This is a genomic window from Bacillus sp. JJ1609, from assembly GCF_036967045.1.
GTDB lineage: Bacteria > Bacillota > Bacilli > Bacillales > Cytobacillaceae > Mesobacillus.
In genome coordinates, this window is record NZ_JBALSS010000004.1 from 149,022 (window position 1) to 163,404 (window position 14,383).

General features: G+C 46.2%; 14 protein-coding genes. 2 read left to right on the plus strand and 12 right to left on the minus strand.

All coding sequences use genetic code 11. From position 1 onward, the window contains the following. The first annotated feature begins 226 nt into the window (after positions 1-226). Positions 227-556 carry a general stress protein gene (locus V7654_RS03155; RefSeq protein WP_335428395.1) on the plus strand — a complete coding sequence of 110 codons (330 nt, stop codon included), beginning with the start codon at positions 227-229 and terminating at the stop codon, positions 554-556. Positions 557-646: 90 nt separating this feature from the next. Here V7654_RS03155 and V7654_RS03160 read toward each other — a convergent pair whose 3' ends face one another. From V7654_RS03160 to fdhD, 12 genes are all read right to left on the minus strand, one after another. Further along, complete coding sequence (locus tag V7654_RS03160) at positions 647-1,666, minus strand: thiazole biosynthesis adenylyltransferase ThiF (RefSeq protein ID WP_335428396.1); 1,020 nt, start codon at positions 1,664-1,666, stop codon at positions 647-649. A gap of 89 nt (positions 1,667-1,755) precedes the next feature. After that, a complete protein-coding gene (locus V7654_RS03165; protein WP_335428397.1) occupies positions 1,756-2,010 on the minus strand; it encodes a hypothetical protein in 255 nt (84 codons plus the stop codon). A 7-nt stretch (positions 2,011-2,017) separates the two neighbouring features. Continuing rightward, complete coding sequence (moaD, locus tag V7654_RS03170) at positions 2,018-2,251, minus strand: molybdopterin converting factor subunit 1 (protein WP_144479241.1); 234 nt, start codon at positions 2,249-2,251, stop codon at positions 2,018-2,020. After that, positions 2,244-2,708: a molybdenum cofactor biosynthesis protein MoaE gene (locus V7654_RS03175; RefSeq protein ID WP_335428398.1), complete on the minus strand. Its 465-nt coding sequence runs from the start codon at positions 2,706-2,708 to the stop codon at positions 2,244-2,246. Before V7654_RS03175 ends, moaD begins: the two co-directional genes overlap by 8 nt. A 40-nt stretch (positions 2,709-2,748) precedes the next feature. Continuing rightward, on the minus strand, positions 2,749-4,668 hold the full coding sequence (locus tag V7654_RS03180) for a molybdopterin biosynthesis protein (protein WP_335428399.1): 1,920 nt from the start codon (positions 4,666-4,668) through the stop codon (positions 2,749-2,751). 13 nt (positions 4,669-4,681) lie between these two features. Then, positions 4,682-5,914: a molybdopterin molybdotransferase MoeA gene (locus V7654_RS03185; RefSeq protein WP_335428400.1), complete on the minus strand. Its 1,233-nt coding sequence runs from the start codon at positions 5,912-5,914 to the stop codon at positions 4,682-4,684. Positions 5,915-5,947: 33 nt separating this feature from the next. Continuing rightward, positions 5,948-6,547, minus strand: a complete 600-nt coding sequence (gene mobA / locus V7654_RS03190) for a molybdenum cofactor guanylyltransferase (protein ID WP_335428402.1) — start codon at positions 6,545-6,547, stop codon at positions 5,948-5,950. Between the two features lie 16 nt (positions 6,548-6,563). Further along, positions 6,564-7,373 carry a formate dehydrogenase accessory protein FdhE gene (locus tag V7654_RS03195; protein ID WP_335428404.1) on the minus strand — a complete coding sequence of 270 codons (810 nt, stop codon included), beginning with the start codon at positions 7,371-7,373 and terminating at the stop codon, positions 6,564-6,566. Between the two features lie 165 nt (positions 7,374-7,538). Then, entirely contained in the window at positions 7,539-8,246 is a 708-nt protein-coding gene (locus V7654_RS03200; protein WP_335428406.1) for a formate dehydrogenase subunit gamma, read from the minus strand. Beyond that, positions 8,239-9,072 carry a 4Fe-4S dicluster domain-containing protein gene (locus V7654_RS03205; RefSeq protein WP_335428408.1) on the minus strand — a complete coding sequence of 278 codons (834 nt, stop codon included), beginning with the start codon at positions 9,070-9,072 and terminating at the stop codon, positions 8,239-8,241. Before V7654_RS03205 ends, V7654_RS03200 begins: the two co-directional genes overlap by 8 nt. Further along, on the minus strand, positions 9,072-12,044 hold the full coding sequence (fdnG, locus tag V7654_RS03210) for a formate dehydrogenase-N subunit alpha (protein WP_335428587.1): 2,973 nt from the start codon (positions 12,042-12,044) through the stop codon (positions 9,072-9,074). The genes V7654_RS03205 and fdnG overlap by 1 nt, the downstream gene beginning before the upstream one ends. A 63-nt stretch (positions 12,045-12,107) precedes the next feature. Beyond that, complete coding sequence (gene fdhD / locus V7654_RS03215; RefSeq protein ID WP_335428409.1) at positions 12,108-12,902, minus strand: formate dehydrogenase accessory sulfurtransferase FdhD; 795 nt, start codon at positions 12,900-12,902, stop codon at positions 12,108-12,110. A gap of 530 nt (positions 12,903-13,432) precedes the next feature. Between fdhD and pdxK the strand changes: the two genes are divergently transcribed. After that, positions 13,433-14,257: a pyridoxine/pyridoxal/pyridoxamine kinase gene (gene pdxK / locus V7654_RS03220; protein WP_335428411.1), complete on the plus strand. Its 825-nt coding sequence runs from the start codon at positions 13,433-13,435 to the stop codon at positions 14,255-14,257. Positions 14,258-14,383: the final 126 nt, after the last annotated feature.

A 14,383-nucleotide genomic window follows, 5' to 3' on the forward strand; every position in this document is an offset into this window, starting at 1 on the left:
CCGCGGAAAGCGAAGCGCCTGGAACGAAAATCAACAGCCTTGTTTAACATAGCCTTCTATAAATCTACCCGATTTAAAAGAAATAGGCACGCATGCTGAGAATTTTCCAATTAATAATATCATGTTTAATAGAAACGAGAACGGATATATATAGAGTGTAGACGCGGAAGGCATTCATGCTTTCTAAGCTAGTATAGTTAAGATAAAAATCAAGGAGGAAGATACTATGTTAAAAGTAGAAGTAGTTGAAAACGGCGTACAGGCAACGGAAAAGATCGGCTCACTTGAAGCAGCTGGATTCGGCAAAGAAAACATTTATATTTTTGCACATGACGAAAACCGTAGCGAGCATTTGACGGACGCGACTGCAACAGGCGGTGTAGGCTTTAAGGAGCAAGGTTTCTTTGATTCCATCGGCAATATGTTCAAGTCACGCGGCGATGAGCTTCGCAATAAATTCGAATCACTTGGCCTATCCAAGCAAGAGGCTGAGCAGTACGAAATGGAATTGGACAAAGGCCGTCTAGTTCTTGTCGCTACAGACGAAGCAAAGTAATCATAACGCGAACAGCATAGTCGATCCGCAGCGATCGTTTAAATAGAAACCCCCTGTCACTTTTGACAGGGGGTTTGTGCGTTATATTTACTATCCGAAAAATCTTTGATAAATGCTCCGTGCATGGGACAGATCCTTTGTGCCGTGGATTAGTGCCCGGCCGTCCTGGAATATAACCAGCCTGTTTTCAGGCATTTCGACCGAAACCAAATATGGATTTCCTTTTACGTGATAGCCCAATTCCTTCATCTTTTCCGCCGTTTCCTGCAAATTCAGCTGCTGCTGATGCGGAGGCCGAATCTGAACAGTATCACGCCCGCACAAAACAGTCGTCTTCGTCATGTTCTCAGCGTCCAAATATGGATATTCAGGATTCTCGCCACATGACAGGCAGCCCGGATCCTTTGCTTTGGACATTTTCATGCTTGTATACTGGTTCCGCCACAAATCGAAGCTGACGAACGAAGTCCTGACCGAGTCCCAGTCTTCCACAAGGATTTTCAGCGCTTCTGCTCCCTGATGGGCAATGGTCATCTGGACAGCAGGACCGATAATGCCCCCCGTGTCACAGGTCATTCCTTGAAGCGGAACGGTTTTAAGGAGGCAATTCAGGCATGGCGTCTTGCCGGGAATGATGGTAAAGGTCATTCCAAAGCTTCCGACACAAGCCCCGTATATCCATGGGATTTTATATTTCTGGGAAATATCGTTGATTGCCATTCTTGTTTCAAAATTGTCTGTGGCATCCATAATAAGATCCACGCCGTCAGCAAGTTCCGCTAATTTTTCCGGAGTCGCATCTGCAATATACGCACGGATATCAACATCCGAGTTAATCGCCCGCAGCCTTTTTTCTGCCGCCGCTGCTTTTGGAAGCTTTTCGGCAACGTCCTCTTCGGTATATAGCTGCTGACGCTGCAGGTTACTCGCTTCCACATAATCACGATCAACGATTGTCAGCCGTCCTACTCCTGCGCGCACCAGCAGCTCTGCATTGCCGGAGCCAAGCGCACCTGCTCCAATCATCAGCACATGCTTGTTGCGGATTTTCTCCTGTCCGGCCTTTCCGATTGGAGGAAACAGCGTCTGGCGTGAATATCTTTCTGACATGATTATTCCTCCTCATTGAAAAGCGTAAGCACCCTGTAAAAATAGAATATTTCCATGGCAATAAGCTCAGGTAACTTATGGGTAATAAGTTAGGATTCTGGCATTTCTCCTGAATAAAGCTGAAGGTCCTCTATTGCTCTTTGAATAGCCCTATCTTCTGTATCGCATATTGACAGGGGTGTGTTGAGGGGACTCCAATACCATTCGGAAACGTATCCATACTCGGGCACCTTTTCCCTGGTCCATTCGCAGATTAAGTACTCGAATAATCCGTCCCTTCGCCTTATGATCTTCGCTTTAAAGTTTCTGCTTGGAGTGAAAATTTCCTTAGTTACTTCCTGCATCAGCAGATTAGCCGCCCGATACTGGCGGAATGAAGGCGATGGTATCTCCCTCTTTGATCACTTCATCATTTGATGAAAACTCTTCATTGATTGCCGTCATTGATGTATCAAGCTTTTGGACTCCATACTTTTCAGCGACAATTTGCTTCAATTCAGCCACCGTTTTACCGGCTGCTTCGATTTCGACTGATTCATGTCCTGCTTCATCGCGCAGATGGGCAAAGAATAATATTTTATTCATTGAGATCCTTCTCCTCCGGTTTTCCTGTCGGATATGAGACAGTTTCTAGTTGATTTCCGATCCATTCCTGGCCATCTTCCCAATGCTCTTTTTTCCAGATTGGCACGATTTCCTTGATGCGCTCGATGGCATATCGGTTCGCCTCATATGCATCGTTGCGGTGTGGTGTTGAAACGGCAATGACGACGGCAACATCTGTGATAGCAAGCCTGCCGACACGGTGTGTAATCGCAACCTCGGCACCATTCCAGCGCTCCTGAATTTCTGTTCCGATTTGCTCAAGCTTCTTGATCGCCATTGGCTCATATGCTTCGTATATAAGAAAAAGGGTCTTCTTTCCCTTTGTCATTTCACGGACGGTGCCAATGAATGTAGTGATTGCCCCCGCATCACGCTGGACCACTTTATCAATGACGGATTGAACGTTGATTGGTTCTTTCGCTATTTCATAATTCATCATTTTCACCTCAATAAATTGATCCAAGCTACTCTGGTTTTTAAAACATAATCGGTTTTGGGTCTTCCACCACTGCATAGCCGCCGATTTTGGCGACTTCGGTCTTGAAGGCTTGTGATTGGATCACGGACCTTAACCAAATACCCTTTTCGCTTTCATAAAATGCCTTTGTCATAAGCAAATCATAGTTCTCATCCGCGACCGGGATGAATTCCAGCCCCATTGCCCTGGCTGCCGGGTAAATGCCCAGGCCTGCCGCGTTCTCATTTCCCTTCACTTCAGCTGCGACGCTCAAGTGAGAGAACATTTCACGATCATAGCCATTGACCTGCTCAGGAGAAATACCTGTTTCTTTTAGCAATAGATCAAACAAAATCCTTGTCCCGGCCCCTTTTTGCCTGTTGGCATAGTCAGCACCCTTCACAGCGATATCGCTGACATTTTCGATTCCAAGCGGATTCCCTTTTGGCAGCATCCAGCCCTGGGTCCTTTTTAAAAATGGATAAAGGACTGCATCCTGGCCGGCAAGAAATTTTTTAACATAGGTAACATTATATTCTTTTGTCTCCGGATCTAGCAAATGAATGCCCGCTACATGGGCTTCCCCTTTTCTGATAGCCATTAATCCTGCCATGCTGCCAACGTGGGAAGAAACGATTTTCATGTCGGTGCGCTGCTTTTTCAGCTGGGAAGATAGAAGATCGATCGTCAAATCATGGCTGCCGCTGAAGACAATCGCATTCTTGATTTCTTCAACCGGCCTGTAAAGCTCTAACTCGACCACATCGCCCTGTTCATATCCAAGTTCCTCCGGCGGTACGACCAGCAAGCCATCCGCACGTACGAGCGACATCGTAACGCCGGCTGCGCGCGTCAGCGGGTTGGCGACAAATTGTCCATCCACATAGCCGATGTTCATTCGGACAAAGTCCTCAGCCCCCATCGTAGAAACAATCCTGCGGCCAAGCTTCACCTGCAATGTCTGCCTTTTCGGTTCTGGTATCCCAAGATATTTGCAAACGAGCGGCCTGACAAACCACTCAAGCGCAAAATACGCTGACACTGGATAACCTGGCACACCTATAACCACTTTATTGTTAATCTTTCCAAGGATGACTGGCTTACCCGGCCTTGTTGCGACGCCATGGGTAAAAACAGTGCCAAGCTCCTCGAGAATATGCACAGTATAATCCTTAGAGCCTGCTGATGAACCCGCGTTAATAACAACGATGTCAGACATTTCAACCGCGTTCAGCAGTGCTTCTTTAATTTTTTCCGGCTCATCTTTTACAATCGGTTGAAGTTGAGGCGTGCCGCCCCAATCATCGATATACGCGCTAAAAACAGTACCGTTGAATTCAATGATCCTGCCTGATGAAAGCGAAGTATCGGCGCTGACTAATTCATTCCCTGTCGGAATAATCGTCACCAGCGGCTTTTTCACGACACATACCTGTGTGACCTGTGCCGCGAGGAGCGCCCCAAGGTCCGCTGGGCGCAGTTCATGCCCCTGAGTGAACAGCATCTCCTCCTGGACGATATCCTCTCCGATTGGACGGATATGCTGCCACGGAGTTGCTGGTTCGATGATTTCGATTGTATCTTCATCAATGACATGGATATGCTCGACCATGATCACCGCATTGAATGGTGACGGGATGGCATTCCCTGTATCAACATAAACAAATTGTTCGCCTTTTTTTAATAGAAGAGGACGTTGTTCATGAGCTTCATACGTTTCCTCTGCGTTCACCGCGATTCCGTCCATGGCTGAAGCATGGTAAAAAGGCATAGAGACATTGGCAAAAACCGGCTCTGCGGTAATGCGGCCAAGCGCACGGCTGGCTGGGACCCATTCCTTTTCACGAGGAAGGTCGAAAGCAGCGAGAACTTCGTCTCTGGCTTCGGCCCGAGGCTTGTCCTCAAGATAGATTTTACGATTATATTGTATTTTGTTCATGATGCCACTCCCCCTATCTCGTCAAAATAACAGGCACATGTTCCCCTTGAGAAATGCCCTCTTTTTCGGAAACAATCTCCACAATCCCATCGCTTTTTACCAAAGTTGTGATCAGGCCTGACTTGCCGATAATCGGATCAGCCCACCAATCTCCATCCTTTTCCTCCAGCTTGACCCTTATATAATCAGATCTCCCTGGTGAAGAAGCAATATTTTTAACGATTCGCGCAAAAATCCTTTCAGGTTTAGGCTCGATTTTTTCACCTTTTAATCTTCTAAAAACCCTCTCGCCAAACAGCTTGAAGATGATCATTGCAGACGCGGGATGTCCGGGCAGGCCGATGACCGGCTTTCCATCGGCCACCGCAAGGATCGTCGGTTTGCCAGGCTTGATTGAGATTCCATGGACAAACACGCCAGGGTCCCCAAGTGACTGGATGACCTCAGTCGTATAATCCTTTGTTCCGACAGAACTGCCGCCGGAGAGGATCAGACAGTCCGCCTGCTCATACAATTCACGCGCTTTCTGGGAAAATTCCTGATAATCATCACGGGTTATTCCTCCATAGAAGACTTCAATCCCCCACTCATTCGCAAGGCCTTTAACGGTTAAGTAATTGATATCACGGATTTGTCCTGTTTCAAGTGATTTCGTTTCATAAGGGACGATTTCATCCCCGGAAGAAAGGTATGCTGCTTTCAGTTTTCGGTAGACTTTCACCTGTGAAATACCCAATGCTGCGAGAGCTCCAAGCTCCTGAGGACGCAATTTGGTTCCTGCTGCGAGCAGGACTTCACCCGCTCTGATGTCTTCTCCTGCGCGGATGACATTCTCGCCCGGCGCAATCTGCTTATATGTGTTGAGAAGGCCGCCGATTTCCTCACAGTGCTCAATCATGAGAACGCTGTCACTTTCGGGCGGGAGCATCCCTCCTGTCGGGACATATATCGCTTCTCCCCTGCCAACCGGCTTGGAAGCTTCTTCGCCCATATGGACTTCACCAGCCACATTCAAGAAGCCAGGCATCGATTCAGAAGAGCCAAAAGTGTCTTTTGCAATGACCGCATAGCCATCGACCGTGGAACGGTCAAATCCCGGGACATTCTCTTCAGCCGTCACATCCTCTGCAAGGATGTAATGGAGTGCTTCATCAAGCTTTTTCATCTCGGTTTCCTGGATCTTGCCGATTTTTTCATCTATTAAAGCAAAAGTCTCCTCAACGGTTTTCACTTTGAAAAATTGCATACTGCCTAACTTCCTTTCTAGCACCTGAAAAAACTATCGATCCGATTGTGTCATTTTTTTCGCATCTTCATATTCCTCTGGCCGATTCATATTGAAAAATACGCGCTCGAGATTGCCCTCGCAATAAAGCCTTAAATCCTGCTCGTCCAGGTAACGCACATCCAGACGGTCGAGCAGATGCTTCATCCTTAGCATTCCTTCTTCGATACATTCCTTCGCCACGCCAGCTGCCCTTTTCTGGTAGGCAGCAAAAAGCGGATGCTGCCTGCCTTCGCTGATTGGGACCACTGCTTCATGGTGCTTTAACTCTTTGACAAGGCTCGCTGCAAGCTCTCCCGACACAAATGGCATGTCACAGGCGACGACAAAATTCTCTTCATAGTCAGAAGCCTCAAGTCCGGCGTGAATCCCGGCAAGCGGCCCAGATTCTTTATATTGGTCTGTTACGGTCTTAATATTTAAAAACTGATAGGTTTCAGGTTCATTCGTTACTAGAATTATATCATCGAATACGTGCTTTAGTTCATCCAATATTATCTCAATATTCGTTTTTTCGTGAAATTTCAGTAGAGCTTTATTTTTTCCCATCCTGCTAGATTTGCCGCCAGATAAAACGATTGCTCCAGCTTTCATTTCACAGCACCTTCTTTTAATTTGTTTGTTTTGTTTCACCAGCTGTATGATAACCGTTCTCCTGGGCAACAAAATCCAGATGAATCGTATTTAAGTCAAGCATTGCCGGCGTTGGCTTTACAATATATTGTCTTGTATCAATTATTTTAGTATACCCCTTGCATTCTTCACAAACTTGGATTTGGGCTGCAGACTCTCCTTCAATCGTCAGGAATTGGATTGTTTCGTGGTCTTCATTGCCACAGTGCGAGCAAGTGAGGCGCTTTTCATGCCAGTGAGCAAGGCAGCGAGGACAGTGAAGGACTTTTTTTCCTCCGTCTTCAAGCTGGGCAAGTCGTACAGGTTCACCACAGACAGGGCAGCCCGCACCGTGTACGCTATATTGAATATCATCCTGTACTTTTTCCGCTGTCAGCTGCAAATAAGGGCGAAGCACATTTTCTGCAAAAAATTGCGGAATCCACGCCTCAATATCGTTCTCTTCTGCAAAACTGGCAAAATAAATATGATTAAAGGCAAATGCCTCATCAATCCATCTTTTCGCTGTTTCTTCGTTAAATGACTTTTTAAGAGATTCCATCGACTTTTCCAGGTTAGGTTGATAGTTCGATAATAGCTCTCCCATATCCTCTATCCACTGTAAAAATAGTGAAATATCAAAGTCAATAGACGCTAAAGCAGTGACTGGCACACCTGCCTCCAGTGCCGCTTTATCAAGATTAGGCTGGATCCTTTCGGGATTCAGGCTTAGCTTCCATTGTTCCTGCAATCTGATCAAGTCTTTCTGCAATTTCTGGTACTCTTTTGAGACAACGGAATTCTTCATTGCTGCAACACCTCTTCCTTTTCAAATTTTGAAGGGAATGGCTGCCCTGTGTGGATCACCATTCCCTCTCTTGTGTGTTCTTTTCGTAGCGAAGCCCCCAGTTTCCCGGGTACCGAGTAAAAGTGCCGGTGCCTCAAGTCTCGCCTACTAGAACTCTTCTAAAAATCAAGCTCCTTTTTTCTTGTTCTTATTTTTATCCAGATCAGGGAAATTGCCTTTCTTGACTTCTTCTTCATACCATTCTGTATAGTGATCCTTTGCCCACCAGGCAGGAACCTCACCGGTAATGACGCCGGTATATCCTGGCCTGGAATTCTTGTGGATGACACTGAGGTATATATGGCCGACTACGACAGCGATGGCCAATCCGAAGCCGACATTATGAGCCACATATGCCCATTGGACAACGAATTTCGGGAACAGCGCTGGGAACCACATTGGGAATCCTGAACCGATGATTAGAATCGCAGTCAGGATCTGAATGATTGAGTTGATTTTTTCCCCTGCGTTGAAGAAGGTTTGTTTTACATGCTTGAACTTGAAGCCAAATAATTCCTTAACAAACTCCGTAAAAAATTGCAGGTCTCTCTTTTTCCAGGTAATAAGCTCCTTGCCCCAGCGCAGAAAGCCTTTCGGATCCATGATCAGCCAGATGAATGTAGGCGTGATGAAGGTAACCGCGAAAACCCTGTGGAGCAGGCGCGCTCCTGCTGGCCCGTCAAGCACTGGATAAAGCCAGTCAAACCATTCTGTATACATTGGCAAAGCCGTGATATAGAGCGCGAAGAAGGAAATGGCGTTCACAGCATGAGAAATGACAAAACCTTTTGAGAAACGTTTAACCTTCACATCCAATTTTTGCGGTTTACTCATGGCTGCTGCCTCCATCCTCTTCTTGTTCTTTACCTTCCTTGTTGAATAACTTGTTGGTTACAAAAGCACCCACGAGTGCCATGCTAGTTGCACCAAGCATCATTTTTCCGATTGGCTGCGCGTAATCCTTCCAGACAACTGCAGATGTCGGAACCTTCGGCTTTTCAGGCAATCCATAAACGGAAGGCCTTTCAGCAAGCACATAGATTGTATGTGTTCCGCCGACTCCTTCTGGGTTGTAGATCATGGCGTTAGGGAAGCGTCCCTTGATTTCGCTCAGGCGCTTTTCAGCTTTCTTCAATATTTCTTCTTTCGTGCCGAATTCCATTGCGTCCGTATGGCAGGTGGTGACGCAGGCTGGCTGCATGCCCTCCTCAAGACGGTCCACGCACATCGTACATTTCTGCGCCTTCTTGTACTCCTTGCCATTCTTATCTTTATAAGTTGCCAGTTGGACAACATCAAATGGACAGTTCTGGACGCAATAGCCGCAGCCCACGCATTTATCTGTGTTTACATCGACAGTGCCAAAGTCTGTATAGTACATGGCATCCTCAGGGCAAACCTTCACGCAGGCAGCTTCGGAACAGTGGAAGCATGATGAGTGGCGGAAAAGGTATTCAAAATTGCCTTTTCCGTTTTCGTGTTCAATGAATGACAGCACGTTCCATGTGTTTGCCGTTACATTCGCATGTGACTGGACACTTCCCTGAAATGCCTCCGGTTCAGCCGGAAGGTCGTTCCAGTTTTTGCAAGCCACCATGCATGCGCGGCAGCCGTCACACTTGGTCACGTCTACAAATTTTACATACTCCGCCTTCGCCATTAGTCAGCCCTCCTTACGTTGCAGAGGAATGCCTTATATTCAGGGATCATCGTGTTTGCGTCCCCGATATGAGGTGTTAAGCGGTTTGCTGTATCCCCTGTTGCATATCCTTTATATCCGAAGTGCCATGGCATGCCGATCTGGTGGACCTTTTTGCCATTGACCATATGCGGTTTGAAGCGCTTCGTCACCATTGCGTACGCTTTGACCTCGCCGCGGGCGGAAGTGACGAAGACCTGATCCTTGTTCTTGATGCCTTTTTCCTTCGCGAGCTCTTCGCTCATTTCGATGTACATGTGGCCGGCAAGCTCTGATAGCCACTGCTGGTTGCGTGTCATCGATCCAGATTGCCAGTGTTCACTTACACGGTATGTCGTCGCAACTATTGGATATTGCTTCTTCGCTCCTTTAAGGTTGAAGTCACCGTCCCAAACCTTGATCGTCGGGTTAAATTCCTGGCTGGAGAACGCATTTGGCACAGGGCTTTCAAACGGCTCATAGTGCTCTGGGAACGGTCCGTCGTTCAGTGTTGGGGCAAACATGCCGCCTACACCATCCTTTGTCATGATAAATGGATTTGTTCCGCCTTTATCTGTAGGAGCAACGACTGCCTTAAAGTCAGGTACATCGTTTCCAGTCCATTTTTTTGTTGCTGAGTCCCACCAGATAACGGCCTTATCCTTGTTCCATGGCTTTCCGCTTGGATCTGCAGAAGCACGATTGTAAAGAACACGGCGGTTCATTGGCCATGCATATGACCAGTTCAGGAAGTTGCCCATTCCTGTGTCTTTATTGTCACGTCGCTTAGACAGGTTACCTTCTTCAGGATAGAAGCCTGAATAAATCCAGTTGCCAGAGCAAGTGGATCCGTCATCAGCAAGCATTCCGAAGTTTTCAACCTGTTTGCCTGTTTTTGTGTAGTATCCATTGATTTCCCGGGCAACGAGATCAAATTCAGGGTGGTCATGTTCACCATAGTTCCAATACAAGGCATTAATTGCTTTTGCTGCTGGTGAACTTTCATTTTTATACATTTCCTTCAGGCGCTGCATCATCATATGGATGATTTCCATATCTGCTTTTGCTTCACCTTTAGGTTCGATCGCCTTCCACCTGTATTGCATCCAGCGTCCGCTGTTTGAAACGGTTCCTTCTTTTTCATATGAAGATGCTGCAGGAAGCAGGAATACTTCTGTATTGATCTTTGATGGGTCGCTGCCGGCTTCTTTTTGCCAAAATGATGAAGTCTCCGTTTCCCAAAGATCAATAGCGACGAGCCAATCAAGTTTGCTTAGGGCTTCTTTTTCTTTGCCGGCATTCGGCCCGCCTACAACAGGGTTCGTGCCAAACAGGAATGCACCATCCAGCTCCCCTTTGTACATAGCATTGAACAAGGCGATATGGGAGTAATTCTTGTTTCCTTTTGGAATGTATTGATAGCAGAACTCATTTTCTTTTGCAGCATTCGGTCCATACCATGCCTTTAATAAGCTGACCACAAACTTAGGCTTATTGCTCCAATAGCCTGACTTTGGTGTTTCTTTTTCAAGATATGCGGTGAGCGTTGCATGTTCTGGAACCTCTTTTGGAGCTCCAAGGTAACCTGGAAGGTCCCCGAACAGCAAACCAAAGTCCGTTGAGCCTTGTACGTTCGATTCGCCGCGAAGTGCATTGACGCCGCCTCCCGGCATACCAATGTTTCCAAGAAGCAGTTGAAGCATAGCGTATGAACGAACATTCTGAGTTCCTACTGTATGCTGTGTGGTACCCATTGCATATAAAATGGTACCTGCTTTGCCAGGCTTTCCGGTTGAACAGAAAGCCTCTGCTATCTTCAGGTATTCTTCCTTAGGGGTTCCTGTGACAGCTGTAACTGTGTCAACATCATAGCGGGAATAATGCTTTTTCATCAGCTGGAATACGCTGCGAGGATGCTTAAGTGTTTCATCCTTGACCGGAGTTCCATCTTCTGTTGCTTCAAATGACCAGCTTGCCTTGTCATAAGTTCGGTTTTTTTCATCATACCCGCTGAATAAACCGTCATTAAATTCGAATCCTTCCTTTACGATAAAGGAGGCATTTGTATATTTAGCAACATATTCCTTGTGGAAAAGATTGTTTTCAATCGCATAATTGATCATTCCACCAATAAAAGGAATATCGGTTCCTGAACGAAGCGGAGCATACGTATCAGCCTGTGATGACGTTCTTGTGAAACGCGGATCGACTGAAAGAATTTTCCCTCCGTTTTCCCTTGCCTTTAAAAGCCATCTGAAGCTGATCGGATGGTTTTCAGCAGGGTTAGCTCCAATGATCAACGCACAATCTGTATGCTGCAGATCATTCCAATGGTTAGTCATTGCTCCACGACCGAATGAAGGTGCCAGACCGGCAACCGTTGAACTATGTCATATTCGTGCTTGGTGCTCAAGATAGGTGACACCAAGCCCTCTCATCATTTTCGCGAGCAAATACGTTTCTTCGTTATCAAGTGCAGCACCGCCAAGGCTGGCGATGGCTTCTGTTTTATTGACAAACATACCGCCCGATTTTTCGACGAATGTTTTATCACGGGTTTCTTTCACACGCTTGGCGATGGTATCAAGCATCCATCCCCAGTCCTTCTCTTCCCACTTATCACTGCCAGGAGCGCGATAACGCGGCTTCAGGACACGTTTCTCTGAAGTGAATAACTGTCTGATTGTCGTCCCTTTACTGCAAAGACTTCCTTCATTGATGGGATGATCCGGATCCCCTTCCGTATATACCACATCATTGTTTTTCGTATGGACTAAAATACCGCAGCCCACAGCGCAGTATGGACAAATGGTTGGTGTTACAGTAGCTTTGGCAATCTTGAATTCTTTTGTTTTCGCATGGACTTCATTCTCATTAAAGCCAAGCTCGACAACCGCCAGGGTCGCCGCAGTGGCACCTGACAGCTTCAAGAACTGCCGGCGATTCAGGTTGATTTCAACCATTTCTCTCTCTCCTTCCCAATAGTTGCTAGAACATCCCTAATCCCACAGGTAGCATTAATTCAATACTTGCTGGGCTTCCCCCCTTTCAAGCAGTTCCTCAGCAGAAGCAGGCGGATTCAAATCATCATTGATCCTTCCCGCCGATGTATAGATGGTCGCCATTTTTCCGCGCAAGTAGCCTACTACCTCAATGTTAAGGAATCGTGCCAGTTGGACAGCCTGCTTCGTTGCCGCGGTCCGCGAACCAATGACAGCAAATCCAAATTTCGCTGCTTTTGAGAGCATTTCATATGAAACCCTCCCGGTCGTCAGCAAGACAAGCCGGTCAGGCTGCAAGCGCTCACGGATTGCGTGTCCGATGATTTTATCGACAGCATTATGCCTGCCGATGTCTTCACGGACTTCGATGCTGCCATCCTCAAGGATGATGCAGGCACCATGCATGCCTCCTGTTTCCAGATATAGCGGAGAATTTTGTGCAAACTCGGCACGTTTTTTTAATAAATATGTCAATGAGTAGGTTTCATCGGAATCCACTTTGTTGAATTTCTTCACATCTGTCATCGAAAAGAATGTGACGCCACGGCCGCAGCCTGCTGTATAATGCTTCTTCTTCGAAAACATCTGTTCAGGATCAAAGGAATTGCACAGGGTGACATCCAGTGTTCCTGTCTTTTCACTGAAATGAACGCTCACAATATCTTCCGCTTTATCGATCAATCCTTCTGAATAAAGGTAGCCAAACACCCAATCTTCAAGGTCCTGGTTTGTCAGCTGGAAAACAGCTATTTCATATCCATTTAATTTAAGATTGATCGGATATTCTTCAGGACAGCCTTTCTTGTTCATTTTGTTCACCCCTTATGTGGTCAATCATCCTCCGGGATCCGGTGCAGCAATCGACTTCTTCCTTCCATGTTAGTAACAATGGAATTGAAAGACTGTTAATAATCTCACAAACTGGTAGATGGATTATTGCTAAATTAGTAAATCTAGTTACTATGGGGGAAATAAAATACCCCTATACCTTTATTTTAAGGGGGTATTCATTGATATAACTGTTTAAATTGTGACAATAATATAGCTGAAAAGTGACGATTGTTTTAACAAGTTCTTTTGTAAGTCACGAAGAATCCAGTTAGGCAGATTTCCCCTACTCATGCTAAAGCAAATCATTTTTTCCCACAGTAACTTTCATCACCGTAACCTTGCTAACGCCACAAAACGGACAAAGTTATCCATACCACTCTCGGCACCCTCGACCAACAAAACGAAAAATCCAAATCATTGTCTAATTCCATGGAATTGGTATAATCATAAGAAAGCATAAACAAGAATAACCACGTTTGGCGGGTTGATTTTGAAATGGAGGTATTTTGATGACGTTGAAAAAGGTTTTGACGATTGCGGGTTCTGATACGAGCGGCGGCGCTGGGATTCAGGCTGATTTGAAGACGTTCCAGGAGCTTGGGGTTTATGGCATGACTGCCCTGACTACTGTCGTGACAATGGATCCTAAAAATCACTGGCACCACGAAGTTTTCCCTCAGCCAGTTGAATTGGTTGAAAAGCAGCTTGAAACGATCCTTTCAGTTGGAATTGATGCAATGAAGACAGGCATGCTTGGAACGGTGGAAATCATCGAGCTTTCTGCACGTAAAATCGATGAGTACAAGCTGGACAAGGTTGTCATAGACCCTGTCATGGTGTGCAAGGGCGAAGACGAAGTACTTATGCCTGAGAACACAGATGCAATGAGAGAATTGCTTCTCCCTAGAGCAACAGTTGTCACTCCAAACCTATTTGAAGCCTGGCAGCTGGCAAAGACTGGTCCAATCCGCACAATTGATGACATGAAAGAAGCTGCAGCCAAGATTCATGACCTTGGCGCTAAGAACGTCATGATTAAGGGCGGAAGCAAGCTGAACCATGAAAAAGCGGTCGACCTTCTATATGATGGAAAAGACTTCACTCTTTTCGAATCTGAAAAAGTGGAAACAAGCTTCACGCATGGCGCAGGCTGCACATTCGCATCAGCCATCACTGCACAGCTTGCAAAGGGCAAATCTGTTCCTGAAGCTTTGGATGTTGCTAAAAAGTTCATCACAGAAGCGATCAAGCATGGCTTCCGATTGAATGAATACGTCGGCCCAACAGCCCACCTTGCGTACAATAAATTCGCAGACGGCAACAGAGGCGAATAAGCAGTAAAAGCGCAATCTACCATTGCGCTGCATAATAAAAAGGATGGCAGCCGCCATCCTTTTTAAATTTTTGCTCTGTTAAAGCTGAATGTTAATTTTTAATACCTTGTTGATTGTAGTGGAAGG